The 23,502-nt window shown below is 27.7% G+C and carries 16 protein-coding genes; 7 read left to right on the forward strand and 9 right to left on the reverse strand.

From position 1 onward, the window contains the following. Positions 1 to 14: 14 nt before the first annotated feature. The 4 genes from ACQPVP_RS00710 to ACQPVP_RS00725 all read right to left on the reverse strand — a co-directional run bounded on the left by ACQPVP_RS00710 (position 15) and on the right by ACQPVP_RS00725 (position 5,249). A complete protein-coding gene (locus ACQPVP_RS00710; RefSeq protein WP_430842521.1) occupies positions 15 to 989 on the reverse strand; it encodes an ABC transporter permease in 975 nt (324 codons plus the stop codon). A 236-nt stretch (positions 990 to 1,225) separates the two neighbouring features. Next, a complete protein-coding gene (locus ACQPVP_RS00715; protein WP_430846269.1) occupies positions 1,226 to 1,927 on the reverse strand; it encodes a DUF624 domain-containing protein in 702 nt (233 codons plus the stop codon). Positions 1,928 to 1,939: 12 nt separating this feature from the next. After that, positions 1,940 to 3,469 carry a response regulator transcription factor gene (locus tag ACQPVP_RS00720; RefSeq protein ID WP_430846271.1) on the reverse strand — a complete coding sequence of 510 codons (1,530 nt, stop codon included), beginning with the start codon at positions 3,467 to 3,469 and terminating at the stop codon, positions 1,940 to 1,942. Next, a complete protein-coding gene (locus ACQPVP_RS00725) occupies positions 3,447 to 5,249 on the reverse strand; it encodes a cache domain-containing sensor histidine kinase (RefSeq protein ID WP_430846273.1) in 1,803 nt (600 codons plus the stop codon). Before ACQPVP_RS00725 ends, ACQPVP_RS00720 begins: the two co-directional genes overlap by 23 nt. A gap of 204 nt (positions 5,250 to 5,453) precedes the next feature. Here ACQPVP_RS00725 and ACQPVP_RS00730 point away from each other — a divergent pair, with 204 nt between their 5' ends. The 3 genes from ACQPVP_RS00730 to ACQPVP_RS00740 all read left to right on the forward strand — a co-directional run bounded on the left by ACQPVP_RS00730 (position 5,454) and on the right by ACQPVP_RS00740 (position 9,172). Beyond that, positions 5,454 to 7,496 (forward strand): beta-galactosidase, encoded by a 2,043-nt coding sequence (locus ACQPVP_RS00730; protein ID WP_430846275.1) that lies wholly within the window; start codon positions 5,454 to 5,456, stop codon positions 7,494 to 7,496. A 576-nt stretch (positions 7,497 to 8,072) separates the two neighbouring features. Next, positions 8,073 to 8,222, forward strand: a complete 150-nt coding sequence (locus ACQPVP_RS00735; RefSeq protein WP_430846277.1) for a hypothetical protein — start codon at positions 8,073 to 8,075, stop codon at positions 8,220 to 8,222. A gap of 209 nt (positions 8,223 to 8,431) precedes the next feature. After that, positions 8,432 to 9,172, forward strand: a complete 741-nt coding sequence (locus tag ACQPVP_RS00740; RefSeq protein ID WP_430846279.1) for a DUF5694 domain-containing protein — start codon at positions 8,432 to 8,434, stop codon at positions 9,170 to 9,172. A 274-nt stretch (positions 9,173 to 9,446) separates the two neighbouring features. On the opposite strand, the gene ACQPVP_RS00745 is transcribed toward ACQPVP_RS00740, so the two are convergent. The 4 genes from ACQPVP_RS00745 to yicI form a co-directional block, all read right to left on the reverse strand. Next, a complete protein-coding gene (locus ACQPVP_RS00745) occupies positions 9,447 to 9,614 on the reverse strand; it encodes a hypothetical protein (RefSeq protein WP_430846639.1) in 168 nt (55 codons plus the stop codon). Between the two features lie 674 nt (positions 9,615 to 10,288). After that, on the reverse strand, positions 10,289 to 12,682 hold the full coding sequence (locus ACQPVP_RS00750) for a glycoside hydrolase family 95 protein (RefSeq protein ID WP_430846281.1): 2,394 nt from the start codon (positions 12,680 to 12,682) through the stop codon (positions 10,289 to 10,291). Between the two features lie 8 nt (positions 12,683 to 12,690). Then, positions 12,691 to 14,829, reverse strand: a complete 2,139-nt coding sequence (locus ACQPVP_RS00755; protein WP_430846283.1) for a beta-glucosidase family protein — start codon at positions 14,827 to 14,829, stop codon at positions 12,691 to 12,693. A gap of 83 nt (positions 14,830 to 14,912) precedes the next feature. Then, positions 14,913 to 17,243: an alpha-xylosidase gene (yicI, locus tag ACQPVP_RS00760; protein WP_430846285.1), complete on the reverse strand. Its 2,331-nt coding sequence runs from the start codon at positions 17,241 to 17,243 to the stop codon at positions 14,913 to 14,915. 617 nt (positions 17,244 to 17,860) lie between these two features. Here yicI and ACQPVP_RS00765 point away from each other — a divergent pair. The 4 genes from ACQPVP_RS00765 to ACQPVP_RS00780 all read left to right on the forward strand — a co-directional run bounded on the left by ACQPVP_RS00765 (position 17,861) and on the right by ACQPVP_RS00780 (position 21,407). Beyond that, entirely contained in the window at positions 17,861 to 18,709 is an 849-nt protein-coding gene (locus tag ACQPVP_RS00765) for a tyrosine-type recombinase/integrase (RefSeq protein WP_430846287.1), read from the forward strand. Between the two features lie 4 nt (positions 18,710 to 18,713). After that, a complete protein-coding gene (locus tag ACQPVP_RS00770; protein WP_430846289.1) occupies positions 18,714 to 19,868 on the forward strand; it encodes an IS91 family transposase in 1,155 nt (384 codons plus the stop codon). Between the two features lie 345 nt (positions 19,869 to 20,213). Continuing rightward, entirely contained in the window at positions 20,214 to 20,765 is a 552-nt protein-coding gene (locus tag ACQPVP_RS00775) for a hypothetical protein (protein WP_430846291.1), read from the forward strand. 171 nt (positions 20,766 to 20,936) lie between these two features. After that, positions 20,937 to 21,407, forward strand: a complete 471-nt coding sequence (locus tag ACQPVP_RS00780) for a GNAT family N-acetyltransferase (RefSeq protein WP_430846293.1) — start codon at positions 20,937 to 20,939, stop codon at positions 21,405 to 21,407. Between the two features lie 238 nt (positions 21,408 to 21,645). Here the strand turns inward: ACQPVP_RS00780 and ACQPVP_RS00785 are convergent, their stop codons facing one another. Then, positions 21,646 to 23,481, reverse strand: coding sequence for an acyltransferase family protein (locus ACQPVP_RS00785; protein WP_430846295.1), 1,836 nt, complete (start codon positions 23,479 to 23,481; stop codon positions 21,646 to 21,648). Between the last annotated feature and the right edge of the window lie 21 nt (positions 23,482 to 23,502).

The raw sequence follows: 23,502 nt of genomic DNA on the forward strand, positions 1-23,502 counted from the left end.
CTATGGCTTTGCTATTATTTCATTAAGCTGCCTTCTCCATCATTAAACTTCTTAGATGCATTATTGGCTAAGAATATTAATATAATTCCTACTACAGACTTAAATATACCGATTGCTGTACCAAAGGAATATCTAAACATTCCAATACCATAGTCTAAAGCGTATTTATCAATAACTAATGACTTAGTTGCAACTGTTGGATTTCCAAGTAACATTTGCTTTTCAAAGCCAATATTTAATATGTTTCCTATACTCATAATTAATAAAACTAATACTGTGCTTTTAATTAAAGGTAAGGTAATACTAAACATCCTTCTAAACCTTCCTGCTCCATCTACCTTGGCAGCATCGTAAAGTTCAGGATCTATTGCTGTCATAGCAGCTAAATAAATAATTGCATTCCATCCCATTTCCTTCCACACATCTGAAGCTGTTACTATTCCCCAGAACATGCTTGTACTAGATAAGAAATTTATAGGCTGTGAAATAATATTAAATTTCATAAGTAATTCATTAACTATTCCTGCATTAGCCAACATATTGGTTACAATAGTTGCTGCTACTACCCAAGAAATAAAGTGAGGTAAGTATGAAACAGTTTGTACTAACTTCTTAAATTTTGTATATCTTAACTCATTTAAAAAAAGTGCAAATAATATTGCTGATCCTGTTCCAAATACTAAACCTAATATACTCATTCCTAAAGTATTTTTCAAGGACTCATAAAATAATGGTTCTTGGAATAAATCTATAAAGTGCTTAAATCCCACCCATTCTTGTTCAAAAAATGAAAGTTGAGGTTTGTAATTTTGAAAGGCCATGGTCCAGCCAAATAGCGGTAAATATTTAAAAATAATTACCCAAAGCACAAAAGGAAAGGACATCGCTATTAATACCCATTGTTTCTTAATATTTTTCCAAGTAATTTTTCTTTCTTTCTTCTTTTTTTCTTTTTTTGTTTTTACATCAACATTTCTAACAAGCTGCATTATCTATCCCTCCATTTTTTTCAACCTTTGCTTCTACTGTTACCTATATAATAATATTTTCCATATGCTCTTCATACCTATAAAAATGTATATGTTTTCATATAAAAATTAGATATTGTTCATATGTAAATTTCCTTATTCTGTAGCATCTACAAATCATCGAAAAGTTACATATGTGCAATTGAAAGCTAAAGAAAAAAACTCCCTAAGGAGTTTTTACAATACTTATTAATTTTTCATTCTTCATTGTGAGTAGTACTTTTATATTTTTCTTTTAAGTAGTTTTCTATATCTATTAGTGTATTTTTTTCTAGTATTAATGTTAAATATGCTAGGGCAATTGGTCCAAATAACACTGCAATTAAAGCTATTTTTAGAAATTTTACTATAAATAAAAATATTACTATTATCGAAATTATTGTTATTGTTAAATAGAACTTTTTAATTGTCTTTTCTATAGATATTTTAAACACATCTAAAGTTTTTGCATTTATTCTAGCTATAATTGGAAATACATATAAACTTATAGATAGGGTAAACACCGCAATTCCTATGAAAATATATGATATTATATCTAATCCTGTTCCAAAGAAATGTTCTATATCTAAATAACTCATCAATAAAATTATGCTTATTATAGCACCTGCAAAGATTCCTTGAAGGAAGTTTAATTTATAAAAATACAAAAAATCCTTATGTGCTTCTGTCTCCTCACCTCTAATAAGCCTGCCTAATACAGAAAATAATGTTGAAAGTGATGGCCCTATTATAATTCCTAAAAATGATAGTATATAAATAGATAAACCTGTTCCTGAAAGTAAAAAATAAATTATAAAAGGAGAAATAGATATTAAAAAATATGCATTTATCATTAAAATATATAATAATCTTTTGGTCTCATAATAAACTCTGTTGCTCTTTAAATCGTTATTGCTCATGTGAATCATCTCCTACTTTTCTGCTTCTTTTTGCTTTTTATAGTTTAATGGACTAACTCCTACATATTTTTTAAATTTGCTATGGAAGTAATCTATATTTTTATATCCAATAAGCTTACAAACCTCATATACCTTTAAATTTTTTTCTACTAAGAGCTTCTTTCCCTCTTCTATCCTAAGCTTGTCCAAATAAGTGTTAAAGGATTCCCCTGTATAGCTTTTGAATATCTTTCCTAAATAGGCACTATTATAATTAAATATTTCTGCTAATGTTTCAAGCTTTAAATCCTTATAATAATTAGTTTCAATATATTTAACTATTCTCTTAATTGAGGAATTATTAGAATTTATGCTAATTTCTTTTGATATATTAGATAATCCTTCTAACAATATTTGAGTTATATCTTGTAAATTATCTTCTTTATAAATTTTATCTATTATATTTTCTCCAATATTTATATCTTTTGCTGAAAGATTATAATCTTTCTTAATCTTATCCTCAAAATCTAAAAGACTCTTAGTAATTAAAACCTTTGATTCATTTTCATTGTATGATTTAGCTCTAATTAAGTTTTCTAACATATTTATGGATTCAGTTATTTTCTCCTCCTGTCCAATTTCAACATAAGTATAAGCATTCTCCAATATTTCTTTTTCACTTAAATCTAAATCAATATTTTTGGTATTAACTTGTAAGCTAGATGCTACTTCTAATCTATTAAATAAAAATTTATTATTAGTTAATTTTTTTGAATTTCTATAAGATAAATATAGATCATTTATATTATCTACCTCTTCTCCTAATGCAATAAAGTTATTACCACCTAAAGCCTTATCTAATCTCTCCTTTAGATTAGTTAGTATTTTATATGTATAGTTAACATTCATATTTCTAATAACTAAAGCTAATCTATCACCAAGCTTTATAATATCTATATTTTCTTTTTCCTCAATATTTTCTAATATTAAATTTTCTATCTTTAATATATTTTCAAAATTATTTTGATTTAAAGAATTGCTTATAAGTGCTACTTGAAAGGTTGAATTATTTAAAGCCTTTTTTATTTCTCCATATTCATTAGTGTTATTATTTAAGATAAGTTGCCCTAATACATATTGTCTTAAAGCTACTTTATTTTTTTCTATATTATCTTTACTTTTATTTTCCTCTTCTATTTCATCCTTTAATTTTAAGGCTATATCTAAAAGTTCATCTTCATCTATTGGCTTTAATAAGTAGTCCTTAACTCCATACTTTATTGCCTGCTGTGCATATTTAAAGTTCGAATAACCACTTATAATAATAAATCTTCCTTTAATTCCTTTTTCTCTTATATCCTTTAATATATCTAAACCTAGTTTTCCCGGCATTTGTATATCTAAAAGTACTATATCTGGATTTAATTCTAAAATTTTATTATATCCTTCATCTCCATCTTGTGCTTCACCACAAATTTCAAAACCATTTTCACTCCAGTCTATAATATGCTTTAATCCCTCTCTTACATAAGGCTCATCATCAATTATCAATACCTTTAACATCAGCTGTCTCTCCCTTCTTACTTGGTAGTAAAATTATTACTTTAGTTCCTACCTCTAAGGTGCTTAAAATATATAAGCCATACTCTTCCCCATAGAACATCTTAATTCTTTCATTTACATTACTAATACCTATGCTCTTTTTATTAACATCATTATAGGCTCTTAATTTTTCATTTATATAATCTAATTTTTCTTGAGTAATACCTACTCCATTATCAGAAATTTCTACTATTAAATATCCTACTTCATCGTAAATAGATACTTCTATTTTACCCATTTTAGTGCTACTTTCTAAACCATGAACAAAAGCATTTTCAACTATTGGTTGTAATAGTAAAGGTAGTATTAAATAGTCTTCTGGATCTACTTCTAATCTAAAATCGTATTCAACCTTTCCTTTAAATCTCAATGCTTGAATCTCTAAATAATTACTAATCATATCTAATTCAGATTTTAATGTAACTATTTCATTAGTAACCTCTAAATTTCTTCTCATTATTTTTCCTAATTTCTTAACTATATCTGCAAGTTCCCTGTCTCCATTACAAAAGGCTCTCATTCTAATAGTTTCTAAGGTGTTATATAGAAAGTGAGGATTTATCTGACTTGCAAGCATCTTAAATTCTGCATCCTTCTGCTTAACTATAAGCTTTTTTTGTTCAAGTTCTTTTACATAAACTTCATTTATTAAATTCTTTATACTATCTACCATTGTATATAAATTTTTATAAAGCTCAGCTATTTCGTCCCGTCCATCTATCTCTTCTTTAATTTCAAAGTTTCCCTCTACTACCTTTGCCATTTCTTTATTTAATAAACTAACTCTATTTGAAAACTGTCTTGAAAAATAAACTATAATTATTAAAGATATTGTTACTACAAAGCTTATTAAAGCAATACTTTGGTGCATGACCACTCTAGAAGTTTCTGTAATTTGATAAACTGGTACACTTACCAATACTTCAAAAATATTATTAAATGACTTGTCTATTTTAAATTTATCAGAAATAATATATCTATCCTTTAAGCTAATTTCCTCTTTAACACTGTTATAATAATCTACCTCATCTGAATTATAGATATAATTCACATTACTACCTTCTTCAAACTCTCCAGATGCTACTACTGTTCCATCTATTAATATAGTTATTGGATAGGGCTGCTCTGAAATTATTTTTCTAAACTTCGAGGTTTGAAGGCTTATTACTAATACCCCTATATGACCATCAACTTCACTTGTTATATCTCTAATAAGAGATAAACTATAATCCTTTGAAATCTCATCATATTTATAAACCCAAGTTATTACCCCTTTATCTGCCCTTGCTTTCTTATACCAAGTACTATTTCTAACCTCATCATTTACCTTTACTATATTTGAATTATCTAAAATAGTATTATTCTCCACATAAAGTCTAATATTAGATAAATCACTATAATATTTTAAATAATTACTTAATATAGGATATTCATTATAAACCTTTACATTTTCTCCATAACTTGAATATTGAGTTTTAACTATTTCATGTAGTTTAGTATCTTGATATATCATATCTGATGTTGCAGTTGCAAGCCTTAAGGTTTCTGTTAATCTTTGCTTTATTTGATTTGAATTTGCCCTTGCATCTTTTTTAGAATTCTCAACAACCTCTTCACTCATCCTGGTAGTAAAATAAATCCCAATTGTTAAAACCGTTACGGCAACTATAAGAAAATAAACTATTAAAAGCTTACTTCTTATTTTTAAATTATTTACTGTTTTATTAATTATTTTACCCATAGCTAACTCTCCAAAAGTATTTTTCATACTAATTTTAATCCATTATCAAAATTATGTAAACATTAGTATTATATAACTCTTGTGAAATTTTGTTAAACAAAATTTCACAATCACTAATTTTCAATATATATTTAATATAATTAACTGTGTATTGAAAGTTACTTATTCATATTAAAATTTAACTATATATTAAGGAGGGATATTATGATTAGTAAAAAAACACCCTTTATATTATATGGTGGTGATTATAATCCAGATCAATGGTCAAAAGAAACTGTAATTGAAGATATGAAGTTTTTTAAACTTGCTAATATAAATACTGTAACCTTACCTGTCTTTAGTTGGGCTCTTTTACAACCTAACGAAGATACTTATAACTTTGAATGGCTTGATGATATTTTAGAGATATTAAAGGAAAATAATATTTATGTTTGTATGGCTACTTCTACAGCTGTTCAACCAAATTGGATGTCAAAAAAGTATCCTGAAATATTGCCTGTAGATTTTGAAGGTCGTAAGAGAAAGTTTGGTGGTAGAGTTAAGTTTTGTCCAAATAGTGAAAAATATCGTGAGCTTTCTGTAAACCTTGCCACAAAACTTGCTGAAAGATACAAGGATTATCCAAATATAATTGCTTGGCATATAGGAAATGAATATGATAACTATTGCTATTGTGATCATTGTGAAAATAAATTTAAAGAATGGGCTAAAAAGAAATATAAGACTATTGAAAAAGTTAATAAAGCTTGGAATATGAATTTCTGGGGACATACTCTATATAGCTTTGATGAGATAATTGCTCCATCAGGATTAAGCGAAATGTGGTATGGCTATGATAAACAGTGTACAAATTTCCAAGGAATTGCTATAGATTATAACAGATTTATGTCTGACTCTATTCTTGAATGTTATTTAGGAGAATATACGGCTATTAAGGCTATTACTCCAGATATTGAAATAACTACTAACTTAATGGGGACCTTTAAGCCTTTAGATTATTTTAAATGGGCTAAACATATGGATGTGATTTCATGGGACAACTACCCTGGCTTAAATGATGATCCAAGTGATACTTCTCTTCGCCATGACTTAATGAGAAGTTTAAAAAATGGAAAGCCTTTTATGCTTATGGAACAAACTCCAAATCAACAAAATTGGCAACCTTATAATAGTGTAAAAAGACCAGGTGTTATGAGACTTTGGAGTTATCAAGCAGTTGCTCATGGTGCTGATACGGTTATGTTCTTCCAAATGAGACAATCAATTGGTGCCTGTGAAAAATATCATGGAGCAGTAATATCTCATGCTGGACATGAAAATACTAGAACTTTTAGAGAATGTTCAGAGCTTGGTGAAGAACTTAAAGCTTTAGGTGATACAATAATTGATTCAAAATATAATGCAAAGGTTGCAATAATATTTGATTGGGATAACTGGTGGGCAGTAGAATTCTCAAGTGGCCCTTCTATTTCACTTAAATATGTAGAACAAATAGAAAGATACTATAAAGCCTTCCATAATCTAAATATTGCAGTAGATTTTGTAGAACCTACTGGAGATTTATCTAAGTATTCAATTGTACTAGCTCCAGTTTTATATATGTTAAAAGAAGACGCTGCTGATAATATTAAGAACTTTGTTTCTAATGGTGGAACCTTTATTACGACTTACTTTAGTGGTTATGTAAATGAGAATGATTTAGTAAGTCTTGGTGGATATCCAGCAGAACTAAGAGATATGCTAGGACTTTGGGTTGAAGAAATAGATGCCCTTCCACCAGATATGAATAACTCTATTAACTTCATATATAAGCTAAATCCTATGAAGGATAATTATACCTGTAATATGGTTTGCGATATTATAAACTTAGAAGGTGCTGAAGCACTTGCTGTTTATGGTTCTGACTTCTATAAAGATAAACCAGTATTCACCTATAATAAATATGGGGATGGATTAGCCTACTATATAGGATCTAACCCTGAACAAGCTTTCTTAAATGACTTTGCTTTAAGATTAGCAAAAGAAAATAATTTATTACTAGGAATAGAACCTAAAGAATGCGTAGAAATTACACAAAGAAATAAAGATAATTATTCTTTAACCTTTGTACTAAATCACAATAATGATGACGTAACATTAAAATTAGATAATAAGAATTATATAAATATACTAAATAACGCAACTATAAAAGAAAATTTAACAATAAAGGCTAAAGATGTAGCAATACTTAAGTCAATTGATAATTAATGAGCTAATAATTTTTTTCATATAAATTCCTTTCAGGGAGCTGTCGTAAGATGGCTCCTTTAAAATTAAGAATATATATTGTATATTTTTTATGAAATCAATAACTATTTATACTGTAATTTTATTACCCTATATTTCTATATTAATTAATCAAAGAAATAACAAACCTCTAATAATTATTTATCCTATTGTATCAATTTTATTACTTATACTATTTTTAAAAAATTAATTTTATTTACTATGACTAAAGATTTAGAATGGAAATACTCACTAGAAAGATATGCATATTTATTTGAAGATCATTATTTAAGTATTGATGATAAAGGTATTTCAATTAAAACAAAATTTGGCATTAAGACATTGTTATATAAATCTTTAACAGATATTTGTTTAATTGATGATTATATCTATATAAAAACAAAATATATGTATTATTTTTTAATTCCCTTATCTTCCTTTAAAGATTTATCTGAACAAAATTTATTTTTAGATTATATCTTAAATAACTCTAAATTAAAAATTAAGACAAAAACTCAAATTATTATTTAAATAGATTTATACATGGAGAATAAAAATATGGAACTAAATTTTATACTTTCTAAAAATGAGTTAAAAAAATTATTAAAAAGAAATTTGAATGCAAAACATTTTATTGGAATAGTATTTATGGACTTTATGATATTGATAATTATATTTTTATTAGAACATTATTTTATGATGATATAATTATTCCACCTACTGCTTTTAAAGATAAAGAAGAGAAATTTAAATTTATAAATATAATAAAAAAAGAAACATCTGTTGAGTTATTGTATAAATTACCTAAAGACTATACTTTACTTAATATGTAGCGATTATCTTTATATCCTCCTTCACACCTGAAATATACATCAATTCCATTTTGTAGTATTATTGTGTAAAAGGAGTGAGTTTTTATGAAAAAATCTATAATGATATTAGGAGTTCATCATTTAGATAATCCTAATAATGGTGATATGTACAAATTTCATAGTGGAAATGTTGAGTCAGAAAAAAGACAAGCTGAAATCAAAGAACTAATTATGAGCTTAAAGAAGTTTAATCCAACAAAAATTGCATTAGAATTAGATACAGAAATTAATGAAAAAATTAATATTGATTATACAAATTTTTTAAAGGGTACTTTTTTACTAACAACTAATGAGAAACATCAAATCGGATTTAAATTAGCAAAAGAACTTGGTTTAAATAAATTACATTGTGTTAACTGGAATAAAGTCGAATCTCATGTTCCAAATATCCTACAATGGGCAAGTGAAAATAAATGTGCTCTTTGGGATGAATTGAGTAAAGAACTAGCTCAAGACGCATTAGAAACTCAAGATTATTTAAATAATCATACTATTAAAGAGTTTATTCTAAAAATTAATCAAGATGAATTTGCAATAAAAAACCATCAATTTTACATGAAACTTGCTTTAATTAGTGATGGTTCAAACCCTATTGGTGCTCAATGGGTAAGTAAATATTGGTATTATCGCAATATGATTATATATAAAAATCTAGTTGATTTATTTGAATCAAATGAAGATCGTATCTTGCTAATTATTGGTACAGCTCATGTTCACTTATTAAAGCAATTCTTTAATGAAAATGGAGAATATCATGTTGAAGACACTATTAGATATTTAATATAATCTTAATTAATAATTATATTTTCATAGAGTTTACTTGTTTATTAACTAACCTATAAACTAAAATTATTAAAAATATTATTTTAATTTATTTATGTTTATTTTCTATAAAAATTTGATATAATATAAGTAAGATTATAAATCTTTTATTTAGATAATCGACCTTATGCAAAGCTAAATAAGAAAAGCTTAGTGCTGGTAACACTAAGCAATCCTTAGAACGTTTTAGTTTTAGGGCTATTGGATAAATAGAATTTAATTTATTAAGAGATAAGTGCTAATCTTTGCGGGATGGAGCACTTTTTTCTTTGCTCTTAACTTCTATATCTAAACCAAGAATTTTAATCTTAATTTTTAAATGATGTATAAATAAATTATGTTTTAAAATTAATCTAATAACATAGATAATAGATATACACTTTATAAAAGTATCAAACATATCCAATACCACCCCCTTAAGTTAAGGTTAAAATCACCAATAACCCAAGGTGGGAAAACGTACAACCACCATAGCCATCCTCTACGGTATTTCAAAATATTACTTTAGAATTATACCATATTTAGGTATACTATATACATAGGAAATAAACGGAAAATATTAATTTACAACTTAGATTTATAATAATATATAGATATGTATTTAGAAGCAGAATTAGTGCTATTGAAGGCATATTATAAAGGGGAAAATATTAATATTAATTTCTTCAATAATAAATTTCAACGTTAAATTTTCCAGAGAATAATAAATAAAATAGTGTATAAAATAAAAATAAGCGCTATAATATAAATAAGAAAAGCATCGTACTGCGAATACGATGCTAGTCCTAGAACATTTTACGTTTGGCTATTGATAGTGTTTATATGAAACGAAGAAAAAAGGTATTAATCTTTCGAGGATTGATATCTTTTTTATTTAATATCAATCTTAATAGGTAAACCTAAAAGTTTTAAATTAATTTCTAAAGTAAAATCTTTATTATGTTTTAATATCAATAGCCAAAAGGCGGAAAACGTACAACTGCCATGCCATCCATCGTAGCTTAAAAATAATATACTTATACCATAAATTTAAAAAGACACCTAGTAAATCTAAGTGTCCTCATAAGTGTCCTCAATGTATTAATTATATATAATTATTTTTTCTTCTCCTACAACTAGTGAATAGCTTTCTTTCTTCACTTTACTATAGTTCTCTAGGTTTCTTCTATATTTAATATTGCAGATTCCACCAACTGTTGCTTTTACTTTTAGTGATATAAGTTTACCCTCTTTCCAACCTATATCTAATATAAATCCACCTCTTGCTTTTAGTCCTTTAACTTCCCCAGTTCTCCACTCTTTAGGTATTGATGGTAGGATTTCTATATATTCTGTATGGCTTTGAATTAGCATTTCTGCAATTCCTGCTGTTCCTCCAAAGTTTCCATCAATTTGAAATGGTGGGTGAACACAAAATAGATTGGGATAAGTTAATTTATTTAATAAGGTTTTTAAATATTTATAAGATAGCTCTGAATCCTTTAGCCTTGCATAAAAATTAATTATCCAATCACAACTCCAACCTGTATGCCCTCCCCCTTGTGATAGTCTTCTTGAGAGGGTATTTTTACATGCTTCAAGTAAATGTGTATTTTTATATTCTGTAATTTCTTTTCCTGGATATAATCCAAATAAATGAGAAATATGCCTATGGCCTGGTTCTTTTTCATCAAAGTCTTTAAACCACTCCTGAATTCCATCAAATTTATTTACCTTATATTTAGGTAGCCTATATAAAGCTTTTTGTACTTCATCTCTAAAGTCTAAATCAATATCTAGCTCTTCACTAGCCTTTATTAAATTAGTAAATAAATCTCTAGTTATTGCTATATCCATAGTAGATGATTTACTAGCTGCACATCCTCTTCCTTCATTATCTAAGAAATTATTTTCAGGCGATGTTGATGGACAAGTATTTAAGACTCCATTACTATCTTCTTCTAACCAACTTAATAAGAAAGTAGCTGCTCCTTTTAAAACAGGATAGTATTCCTTTAAAAATTCCTTATCTCTAGTAAAGTCATAGTGTTCAAAGATATGTTGAGAAAGCCACGGTCCTCCCATTGGCCAATATCCCCATTCACAGCTTCCTAAAACAGTATTTGAATATCTCCAAATATCAACATTATGATTTGCTGTCCATCCTTTAGAGTTAAACTCTTCTTTTGCAGTTCTAACTCCTGATATACTAAGATCCTTAATTATATTTAGTAATGGCTCATGACACTCTGAAAGATTGCAAGCCTCTGCTGGCCAATAATTCATTTCTGTATTTATATTTATAGTATAATTACTACTCCAAGGTGGTCTTACTTCTTCATTCCATATTCCCTGAAGGTTTGCAGGTTGACTTCCATTTCTTGAAGAACTAATTAAAAGATATCTTCCATAATGAAAATAAAGAGTTATTAAACCTAAATCTTCTTCTCCATTTTTAAACATTTCAAGTCTTTCATCAGTTGGAATATCTTCTTTATCTACAACTTGCCCATCATCATCTTCTTTCAAGCTCTTTACTTCTTGTCCAAACATATTCCTATTTTCTATGCTAACTTCTTTTCCTAATTTAAATTCTACTCTAGAAAATAACTCTCTATATTCCTTTAAATGATTATTATATAGTTCATCGTAGGATAATTTACTTGCTTTATTTATAATAGTTTCACTTAGAACCTTTTCATTTCTTCCTAATGAACCTTGTTTTATATTAAACTTTTCAAAGTTAGTACTTGCTGATAATATTAAAACTACTTCACTTGAATTTCTAACTTCTAATATATCTTTATTTATATTAACTTTTCCATCTTTATTTATAGCTCTTAACCTTGTACAAAATTTAGTTCCTAACTCATTATTTTCATCATAAATTATAGTTTCATCACTTACATAACTAGGTAGAATTTTAATTGGTGCTATTCCATTTAAAGTGAGTCCATCTTCTCTATATTGAGAAACATTACTTTTCAATAAACTATTTAGCCTTACATCAAAATTAAGACTTTCCTCTTTATTAGAGGTTATCTTCATTACTAATACTTTATCTTTTGAAGAAATAAAAGTTTCTCTTTTAATTTCTGAATTTCCTATATTATATTTTACTGTTACTAAAGCTTTGTCTAAATCAAGTTTTCTAGTATAATTTGAGTATTTTTCATCTTCATAATAAAAATCTAAATATAAATTTCCAAGTGGAGCATAGGACTCTGTATATCCTGATAACATTTCCTTATTTATTATTTCTTGAGCTTCATAATAATTTTCATTATTTATTAGTTCTCTAACTTTTTCTAAATAATTTTTACTATTATAATTAGTTTTATCTTCTGGAATACCTGTCCATAAAGTATCTTCATTTAAGGCTATTCTTTCATTAAATATATTTCCTAAAACCATAGCTCCTAAGTTTCCATTACCAAGAGGGAGTCCATCTACCCACTTTTCTGCTGGCTTTCTATACCAAAGTTTTTTACTCATAAATATATTTAGAATTTATAATCCTTTTCTAAATTAATCTTTTCTTTCAATAATATATTGTCTGAAGATGAACCAACTAAAATATTGAATTTTCCACTTTCTAAAGTCCATTCCTTTTTATCTTCATTATAGAAAGCAAAATCCTTCTTATTTAAATTTATATTAACTGTCTTAGTTTCTTTAGGACTTAAATGTATCTTTTCAAAGCCCTTTAATTCCATATTAGGTCTCTTTACGCTAGACTCTTCATCATTTATATAAACTTGAACTACTTCTGATCCTGATACTTCACCTATATTAGTTAATTTTAATGATACTCTAACACTAACATCATCTTCTAATTCAGTTGCTTCTATTTTTAAATCATCATATTTAAAGTTTGTATAAGATAAGCCATGTCCAAATGCAAATAATGGTTCAACATCATAAGTTGAGAAATATCTATATCCTACAAATATATCTTCATCATATCTAACCTTCTCTTTTCCTGGGAACTCTCCAAGACAGTGAGCTGGTGAATCTTCTAATTTAACTGGAATAGTTACTGGTAATTTTCCTGATGGATTAACATCTCCAAATATTACTTCTGCTAGAGCTAATCCTCCTTCCATTCCATTATAAGAAGTTTGAATAATTGCCTTTGCATTATCTGCAAAGCTTGACATATCTACTGGTGAACCTGTTGATATAACTACAATAGTATTTTTATTAACCTTTAATAATTCTTTTATAACTATATCTTGTTTATAAGGAAGATCCATGTTAGTTTTATCATTACCTTCACTATCTATATTTATTAATTCTTCTTCTGCCTTTGTAGATTTTAAAGCATTTTGATATAGTTCAAAATCTTCCTTAGTATGTTTTAATCCTCCAACAAATATTACTGCATCAGAACTCTTTGCTAAATCTAATGCTTCTTTTAAAACCTTTTCTCTTTCTTCCTCATTATGAGTATAGCCCTTTGCATATTTTACTTCTGTATTTCCACCAAGTTTCATTTTTAATCCAAGAAGTGGAGTTATTTCATATAGAGCCTTAATTTCTGCTGATCCACCACCTGCTGAATGTTTTATATCTGCATTTTCTCCTATAACTGCTATTGTCTTTATTTCTTTTTCCTTTAATGGAAGTACATTTTCTTCATTCTTTAAGAGAATTATTGATTCTCTAGCTATTTCTAAAGTTTTTTGTCTATTTTCATAGCTATTATAAGCTCCTTTTTTTCTATTGTCGGAGAATATATTTAATCTATACATTAATCTTAGGATATTCCTTATCTTATCATCTATAACTTCTTCCTTTACTATTCCCTTTTCTACTGCATGTATCATTGGATTTGCAAAGAAATATTCATCAAAGTTATAAGTTACTGACATTTCTATATCCATTCCTGCTTCTGCTGCTTCCTTAGTATCATGAATACCAGACCAATCTGATATTAATACTCCATCAAATCCCCACTCATCTCTTAAAATTTCTTGAAGAAGTTTTGGATTATGAGCACAATATTGATCCCATATTTTATTGTATGCAGTCATTATAGAGTAAGCATTACCTTCTTTTACTACTGCTTCAAAAGCTGGAAAATATATTTCTCTTAATGCCCTATCACTAACTACAACATCTACATTTAATCTTTCAGTTTCTTGATTATTTACAGCAAAGTGCTTAACACAAACTGCTACATCATTTTCTTGAACACCCTTAATATATGGAACTGCCATTTCCTTTGTTAAATAAGGGTCTTCAGACATATATTCAAAGTTTCTTCCTCCTAAGGGACTTCTAATTATATTTATTCCTGGTGCTAATATTATGTCCTTTCCCCTACCTCTTGATTCATTACCTAAAACATAGCCTTCTTTATATGCAAGTTCTCTATTCCAAGTTGATGCCAATGCAGTATTACATGGAAGATATGAAACATAATCATCACTATATCCATATGGTACCCAACTATTATCTGGGAACTCATTTCTTACTCCCATTGGACCATCAGCCATTTTTAAAGGCTTTATTCCAAGCCTTTTTACTCCTTCAGTTCTAAAAAGACCTGCTCCATGTATCATTCCAATCTTTTCTTCTAATGTTAGACATTTTATTATTTCTTCTATTTTATTATCAAAGCTATTTTCCTTCTTCATAAAAACTTCCCCCTTATAATTAAGTATTATAGCCTCAGTTAAATTTAAGTTTAAACTGAGGCTACTTTATATTAATTGGTATCTTAGAACTTAACTATTATTTTCTTAGTATTAGGAGTTAATCTTATTCCTGACTCTTCTAATTTAGCTTCAGCTCCATCTACTTTTTCAATTGCAAATATTCCATTTAGTAATATGCTATAGCTATCCTTAGCATCTACATCAAAAGTAATAGTACTATTTTCTTTTAGTGCTGTAGCCTTTAATACAACTTCTGCATTTTCATTTAAAACTTCTACGGAAGCTTCTTTCTTATCTACTAAATTAAATACTTTTAATGTTAAATCTTTTCCATAATTATAGTTTGGAACATTATCTACTGCTCCAACAGGAATTATACTATTTTCTTTAACCATCATAGGAATACTTAAATATCCATGATTTTCTCTAACCCATCTTCCACCTTCATATACTTTTCCAGTTATAAAGTTTGTCCAAGTTCCTTCTGGTAAATAGTATTCTGCAACTCCTTCTTCATTAAATATTGGTGCTACTAAAATATTATCCCCAAGCATATATTGTCTATCTAAGTATCTGCAAGTTGGATCATATTGATTTTCTAATATCATTGATCTCATTACAGGAATACCCTTTACTGATGCATCATAAGATGTTTTATATAAATATGGCATAATGCTACATTTTAATTTTGTAAAGAATCTAACTACATCGCAGGATTCTTCATCATAAAGCCATGGCACTCTATAAGATGTACTACCATGTAATCTGCTATGAGATGATAATAGTCCAAAAGCTGCCCATCTCTTATATACGTCTGGTGTAGATGTACTTTCAAATCCTCCAATATCATGACTCCAGAAACCAAAGCCTGACATACATAGGGATAGTCCCCCTCTTAAGCTTTCTGCCATTGATTCATAATCTGAAGTACAATCACCACCCCAATGTACTGGGAACTGTTGTCCTCCTGCAGTTGCTGACCTTGCAAATAGTACTGCTTCATTTTCTCCCTTAACTTCTTTTATTACATCAAATACTACTTTATTATAAATTTGAGTGTAGTAATTATGCATCTTCACTGGATCTGATCCATCAAAGTACTTACAGTTTGTTGGGATTCTTTCACCAAAGTCAGTTTTAAAGCAATCTACTCCCATTTCCATTAAGTATCTAAGCTTATCTGCATACCACTTGCAAGCATCTGGATTAGTAAAGTCTACAATAGCCATTCCAGGTTGCCACATATCCCATTGCCATACATCTCCATTATTTTTCTTAACGAAATATCCCTTTTCTTTTCCTTCTTCAAAAAGAGTTGACTCTTGAGCAATATATGGATTTATCCATACACATATTTTTAATCCCTTACTTTTTAATCTTTCAAGCATTCCCTTTGGATCTGGGAAAACTCTATTATCCCATTCAAAGTTACACCAATTAAAGTCCTTCATCCAAAAGCAATCAAAATGGAATACATGAAGTGGAATATCTCTATCTGCCATTCCATCTACAAATTCATTAACTGTTTTTTCATCATAATTAGTTGTAAAGGAAGTAGTAAGCCATAAACCAAATGACCATGCTGGTGGTAATGCTGGTTTTCCAGTTAATGTAGTGTAGTTTTCTAAAACTTCCTTCATATCATTTCCTGTTATTATATAGTAATCTAAACATTCACCAGGAACACTAAATTGAACCTTTGTAACTAGTTCTGATCCAACTTCAAAAGATACTCTTTCTGGATGGTTTACAAATACTCCATATCCCTTATTAGTTATATAAAAAGGAATATTTTTATAACTTTGTTCTGTACTAGTTCCACCATCTTCATTCCATATATCAATAGATTGTCCATTCTTAACAAATGGTGTGAATCTTTCACCTAAACCGTATACAGCTTCACCAACAGATAGGCTTAACTGATCTCTCATATATGTTTCAAATCCTTCTTCATCTAAGAATTTTCCACCTTCACCCTTTAAGTATGCGGAACTTCTGTTAGCACTTTTAGTTAAGTACTTATCACCATTATAAAACTCCATAGAAAAATTATCTTTATTTATTTTTACACTTAAATCTCCAGATTTAACTTCCATTAATTCATCAGTTTCTTCTATAGATATATTTAAATCATCTTCTTTAACATCAAAATGTGGTCCTACATCCTGTGTACCCATATAATGATATGCTCTAATTCTAAGAACATTTTCTAAAGGTGATGAAATCTTATATGTTATAACTGGTCCCCCTAAAGTATCTCCTCTGTGATTTATTCTATTACATGGAGTATACATAGTTAAAACCTTTTCATTTTTATCACTACTATAGACCTCTTGAGGACTAAATCTTGTTATTCCATCTTTATTTAGCCAACAACCATTACTAAATTTCATAACTGTTCACATCCTTATTAATTATTGTTTATAAAATTATTATAGTTTTTCATTTTTTATTTCATCTTAATTATATATTAGGTTAACTTCTCCTTATACCTATTAAATTCTATCTATTTTATTGTACTTTTTAGAGATACCGTATAGATATAATATTTGCTGCTCCGTCGCATTCGCTCCAAGTCGCACAAATATTATATCTATACTCTTATATCTAAAGGAAAAAAGGCATAGCTGCCTTTTGTAAATTTTCGTTGTAATCTAAATTTCTTCATATACTATATTTTTATTTCACTTTCTGTCCTTTTGCTCCAAGTCACTACAATATGATACTTATCAACTTATAACTTAATGAAAAAGGTAAAGGTACATTTTTTGTTTAATTGATTATATTGCGAAGCAATTAAGTAAATTGATCTTTAAAAATTGAATAGTAAGCTATTTACCAAAATATGTTATAATAAATTCGTAATAGTATTAAAGAACTAAATCGCTAAAAGCGACGGCTGGGGCTAGTGATTAAACTTGATTATATATGGAAAAAATAAGAAGTGAAGTTTCTTTCTCAAGGAAGCTTCACTTCTCACATTTTATGCACTTTTTTAAGGAGTGATAAAATGTATAAAAAAATTGAAAAAATGATTAAAGATTTAGAACTTCGTGGTCGTAGCAAAGATAATATTAAAAATATGGTCTGTGCTATGAATAGATTTTCTAAATACTATAATCAGCCACCCGAAACATTGGGTGAAAAACAAATTATCCACTATCTAGATTATTGCATAAATGATAAAAAATTATGCAGGGGAACTGTAAATTATATTAATAGTACTCTAAAATTCTTTTATGTTGTAACACTTGAAAGATCATGGAGTGATTTAAGAATCCCTAGACTTAGATATGATAAGACCTTACCACAATATTTAACCAAGGAAGAAGTAAGACTTTTATTAGAATCTACCACTTATTTAAAACATAAAGCAATATTTTCAACGATGTATTCTGGCGGCTTACGCGATAGCGAAGTTATAAATTTACGAATCTCTGATATTATGAGTTCTGAAATGAAAATTAGAGTTAGAAATGGTAAACGAAATAAGGAAAGATATACTTTATTATCACAGAAAAACTTAGAGATCTTAAGAGTGTATTGGAAGAAGTTTGGATATAAAAATTACTCTCCAGATGATTATTTATTTATATCAAGGCAAACAAAGAAAAAGTTAACTAATCGTACTCTTCAGAGTGCATTTGAAAAATCACTAAAGAAGTCAGGCATAACTAAAAAAGCTACTCCACATACTTTAAGACATTCTTTTGCCACTCATCTAATGAATGATGGAGTGGATTTAGTAACTATTCAAGCATTAATGGGGCATTCGAATATGAAAACAACCTCAATATATTTACATGTAAGAGATTATAAAATGCTAAATATAAAGAGCCCATTAGATACATTGGAATAGTTTCATGAATTCACTTCAACATATTATAGAATTACACTGTGAATCTTATACTAAATCAAAAAAGTTACCATCTAATATTCTAAAAGCTTTATATTCTATTAAGGATTGTAGAACTGCTGCGCTAGGCGGCCATGTATATGAGTGTGACGAGTGTGGAGAAAGAAAGATTTCATATAATTCTTGTAGAAACCGTCATTGTCCTAAATGTCAGGTATATGCAAAAGAAATGTGGATTTATGAGAGAAGTAAATCTTTATTACCAACTCACTATTTTCATATTGTTTTTACTATACCAGAGCAACTAAATTCTTTAACTTTGTTTAATCAAAAAGAAATGTATTCTATTCTTTTTACTGCTGTTTCCGAAACTTTGCTAGAATTAGCAAAGGATAAGAAGTATTTAAGTGCAGATATAGGATTTACAACAATTTTGCATACTTGGGGTCAAAACTTAATGTTTCACCCCCACATTCATTGTATAGTGCCTGGTGGTGGATTAAGCATTGATAGTAGTAAATGGATAAAATCAAAAAAGAAATTCTTTATTCCTGTAAAGGTGCTTTCAAGAAAATTTAGAGGTAAATATTTATTTTACTTAAATGAACTTTATAAAAATAAAAAACTAAAGTTTCCAAAAAGCATTAGTGAATTTCAGTTTAAAGAAGTATTTAATATATTTAAAGATAGTTTATATAAAAAAGAATGGATTGTTTATAGTAAAGCACCTTTCAGCAGTGCGGAATATGTCTTAAAGTATTTAGGTAGATATACTCATAGAGTTGCAATATCAGATAATAGAATTATTAAGGTTGATAATGAAAAAGTCATATTTAAGTGGAGAGATTATAGAGATAAAAACAAAGAAAAAATAATGTCTTTAAAACCACAAGAATTTATCAGAAGATTTTCAATGCATATACTACCTGATAGATTCGTAAAGATAAGACTTTACGGTATTTTAGGAAATAGAAATAAGAAACTAAAATTTAAGCGTTGCATAGAAATCTTTAGGATCAAACCAAAAGAATTTGAGAACCTATCGTCAGCGGAGCTATTTTTAAAACTAACAGGAATTAAATTAGGTAAGTGTAAGGAATGTGAGAAGGGAAATTTAATAAAGATCGGAAAATTAATGCCTCTTTGTGCTTCATCACCGTAAAAAAATTAAAAGTGAATAAGTACTTGATTTGGGGAGGGGGAAACTATATACTAAAATAAACAATAACCATAATATTCCAAAGAGGAAGTGAGAGAATAATACTAAAATTAAATAAAATTAATATTTTAAAACTAGTCGTGAGTTTTTGAATCCCCATACGGGGCGGATGCTCTTAGCGACTTCGTTCTAGTAATTGATTGCAATATTGAGATGTATATGTTTAACATAAATTAGGTTTAAATCACTTGTAAATGTTTATATATATCCTATTTTTTTACCTCAACATCGCAATCAAGCCAACTCAAAGTATTCATTAATTAGTATGAATATATAAGGGAGATTTATATGAAAGAAAAATTAGTTATAGCAATATCAGCAGTATCAGGTGGAGGAAAGACTACTGTTATACAGTCATTAAACAATCAATTAACTTCCTCTAAAGCACTTTATTTTGATGATTATGATTTTGAAGAATGTCCTGATGACTTTTTTGAGTGGGTTCAAAGTAGTTGTGATTATAATCTATGGAATACTGATATATTGGTTAAAGATATTAATTACTTATTAAATCAATCAAATCTTGAGTATATATTACTTGACTATCCATTTGCATATAAAAATGATAAAGTTGCACCGTATATTGATTATACAATTTTTATAGATACACCATTAGATATTGCAATGGCAAGAAGAATTTTGAGAGATAAGATAAATGAGTCAGTTGATTTATTAGAAAATGACTTAATTAATTACCTTTCTAAAGGAAGAGTGGCTTATTTGGAAATGATAAAAACAATAAAACCAAATTCAGATTTTATCATCGATGGAACTTTAGAACTTGATGATATTGTAACCGAAATTATAAAGAAAATAAAAATTATTAATGAAGAACATTAATATATTATGAATAGAGAATTAAATATTAAATTATAAAAATATCGTATTATTCAAAATAAATATATGGTATTTTTTAGTTCACAATTCAAATATGCTTATCATTTTAAAAGAATTAAGAATTTAGTTTAAATAATATAATTAGGCCAAAAGTATAAGGGAGAAAAATAAAATATGAATTTAAAAGCTGAAAATTTAACAGAAAAACATGCCAAAGAGATAGCTGCGTGGAAGTATGAAGGTAAGTACCAAATATATAATTTACCTGAATGGGAAACCATGATTAAGGATAATTATTCATTATGTGATGAAATAAAAAGAAATAGATTTACTGCATATATAAATGAGAAAAATGAATTGGTTGGATTTATAAACTTATTAGATGAAGGTGAAACAATATTTTTGGGAATAGGTATAAACCCCAAATATTGTAATCAAGGAATAGGTAAAATAATTACTAAATTAGCATTAAATAAATCTAAAATAAAGTTTCCTAATAAACCGGTTATATTAGAAGTTAGAACTTGGAACAATAGGGCTATTAATTGTTATAAATCACAAGGATTTGAGATTGTTGAAAAGAAATATCAAAAAACCTATGTAGGAAAAGGGGAATTTTATGTTATGAGATATATAAATAATTAATAGTTATGTTCATTCTAGATTTAAATTATGATTAATATAAAATTAAATAATAAGTTATGAAAATACCTTATTATTCAAAATAAATATTTGGTCATGCTCATAGCTATAAGCTATACGTAACCTCACATCTAACGTGGAATTTTCTAAATACAAATAAAAAAGATGTCTAAACATTAAAGTCTTGGACATCTTTTTATTATCATTTTATATTAGATTGCTTATTTACTACTAATCTATTTTATTTAATCGCAGTATCTATAATAGAAACTAAAGCTTCAATTCCTTCAGGTTCTAAATGAACACCATCTTCTGTAAAAAATTCTGGATGGTCAATTGCAGTAGAATACCAATCTATTAATGTTACATTATCTCTTTCTTCTGCTTTTCTCTTCAATGCTTTATTTACATCACCTTCCCATGACCTTGGTACACGGACGTTTACTAAATAAACCTGTGCTGCAGAGAAAGAATCAAGTAAATTATCAATTTCTTTATCAGTAAAATAACCATTTGATCCTAATTCAATAATTACTGCTTTATTAGGGTTATTAAATTCTGCATAAGTATTTACAAGTTCATTAGCTTGACTCATTTGCCTTCCAACTTTTCCATCAATTGTAATATTGTCGTATTTATCACTTAAGGCTGAACTAATATCTAGCATAATAGAATCCCCAATAGCTAATATTTCTTGGTAAGAATTATTCTCAGTTGAAGAATTTATTTCTAAATCATATGTATCAGAACTTTCCTCTTTATTATCTGTAACAGAACTTTTCTCTTTATTAGTCAAAACTACTTCTGTTTGAGTAGCTTCAGATATTTCTGTTTTTTCTTTGACTTTTAACACATTATTAATGTTAATAGTCATAATCATAGTAATTAAAATAGTTACAGCAACTGAAGCCCTTCTAACTAAATATCTTTTTTTACGGTTAGTAATATTTTCAAATCGTATATTCTTAATAAACTCTTGGAATCCATATTTTCGTATAGGTATTTCTATATAATTATATGAAAGATTTGCAACAATAAATATAATTATAAGCTGTAACCCTACACGCAAATATGATGGATTTCCTATTTCATAAATAGGAGTACTTAAAACAATAATAGGATAATGCCAAAGATAAATCCCATAAGATCTTTTTCCAATCCAAGTCAGGGGTTTCCATGAAAATATATGTCGTAAATAACTATCAGGATTACAAACACAAGCTATAAGTATAGCTGCATTTAAACTAATTAAAAATAATCCTCCTCTGTAAAGAAATGTATTATACTCATTAACAAAAACTACGCAAAGTATGAAGATTGTTAAACTAACTCTACCTGTTATATTTAGCATCTTTTTTTGCTTATTAGAATTTTTTCTTGAAAAAGATCTTCTATCAATGAATGTTTTCATTGGACAAATAATAGCTAACCAACTTCCTATTAGTAATTCAAATGCCCTAGTATCGGTACCATAATATATACGACTAGGATCTATACCTGGCTTATATAATATCCCCATTAACATCGCTGAAAGTAATGCTAAGAGAAAAATCATCTTAGCTAGCTTGTCTCTTTTTTTTAAAATCTTATATCCTATTATAAGTATAATCGGCCATACAATATAAAATTGTACCTCTATTGATAAAGACCATAAATTCTTAAAAGGTGATGGAGACCCAAAACTATCAAAATAAGAAAGTTTATGAAAAATAAACCACCAGTTACTTACATAAAAAATAGATGAAACTCCATCTCCTAGAATATTAATTATCAAATTTGGCTTAAATAGAATTACCAAAATAAAAGTAGTTATTATCATTACAAAGGCTGCTGGAAATAAACGCCTAATACGACTACTCCAAAATTCCTTAAATTTAAAACTTTGTTTATTTTCTTGTATAGATAAAACTTTAGAGGTTATTAGATAACCTGATATAACAAAAAATATATCAACCCCTAAAAAACCTCCTCCAGCCCAGCTAAAGCTAAAATGATAGGCAATTACTATTAATACAGCAAAGGCTCTTAATCCATCTAATCCAGTTATATATCCATTATTATTTATTTTTTTCAACATATCGATTTCCTCCTGCGTACA

It is taken from the genome of Clostridium nigeriense (genome assembly GCF_050585265.1).
Taxonomy (GTDB): Bacteria; Bacillota; Clostridia; order Clostridiales; family Clostridiaceae; genus Clostridium; species Clostridium nigeriense_B.

What these genes read in the sequence shown, in the direction of transcription:
- ACQPVP_RS00780 (WP_430846293.1), top strand. Translation starts at nt 20,937, where the DNA reads ATGAATTTAAAAGCTGAAAATTTAACAGAAAAACATGCCAAAGAGATA.
- ACQPVP_RS00770 (WP_430846289.1), top strand. Translation starts at nt 18,714, where the DNA reads ATGAATTCACTTCAACATATTATAGAATTACACTGTGAATCTTATACT.
- yicI (WP_430846285.1), bottom strand. Translation starts at nt 17,243, where the DNA reads ATGAAATTTAGTAATGGTTGTTGGCTAAATAAAGATGGAATAACAAGA.
- ACQPVP_RS00740 (WP_430846279.1), top strand. Translation starts at nt 8,432, where the DNA reads ATGAAAAAATCTATAATGATATTAGGAGTTCATCATTTAGATAATCCT.
- ACQPVP_RS00725 (WP_430846273.1), bottom strand. Translation starts at nt 5,249, where the DNA reads ATGGGTAAAATAATTAATAAAACAGTAAATAATTTAAAAATAAGAAGT.
- ACQPVP_RS00730 (WP_430846275.1), top strand. Translation starts at nt 5,454, where the DNA reads ATGATTAGTAAAAAAACACCCTTTATATTATATGGTGGTGATTATAAT.
- ACQPVP_RS00755 (WP_430846283.1), bottom strand. Translation starts at nt 14,829, where the DNA reads ATGAAGAAGGAAAATAGCTTTGATAATAAAATAGAAGAAATAATAAAA.
- ACQPVP_RS00720 (WP_430846271.1), bottom strand. Translation starts at nt 3,469, where the DNA reads ATGTTAAAGGTATTGATAATTGATGATGAGCCTTATGTAAGAGAGGGA.
- ACQPVP_RS00735 (WP_430846277.1), top strand. Translation starts at nt 8,073, where the DNA reads ATGGAACTAAATTTTATACTTTCTAAAAATGAGTTAAAAAAATTATTA.
- ACQPVP_RS00710 (WP_430842521.1), bottom strand. Translation starts at nt 989, where the DNA reads ATGCAGCTTGTTAGAAATGTTGATGTAAAAACAAAAAAAGAAAAAAAG.
- ACQPVP_RS00715 (WP_430846269.1), bottom strand. Translation starts at nt 1,927, where the DNA reads ATGAGCAATAACGATTTAAAGAGCAACAGAGTTTATTATGAGACCAAA.
- ACQPVP_RS00765 (WP_430846287.1), top strand. Translation starts at nt 17,861, where the DNA reads ATGTATAAAAAAATTGAAAAAATGATTAAAGATTTAGAACTTCGTGGT.
- ACQPVP_RS00775 (WP_430846291.1), top strand. Translation starts at nt 20,214, where the DNA reads ATGAAAGAAAAATTAGTTATAGCAATATCAGCAGTATCAGGTGGAGGA.
- ACQPVP_RS00785 (WP_430846295.1), bottom strand. Translation starts at nt 23,481, where the DNA reads ATGTTGAAAAAAATAAATAATAATGGATATATAACTGGATTAGATGGA.
- ACQPVP_RS00750 (WP_430846281.1), bottom strand. Translation starts at nt 12,682, where the DNA reads ATGAGTAAAAAACTTTGGTATAGAAAGCCAGCAGAAAAGTGGGTAGAT.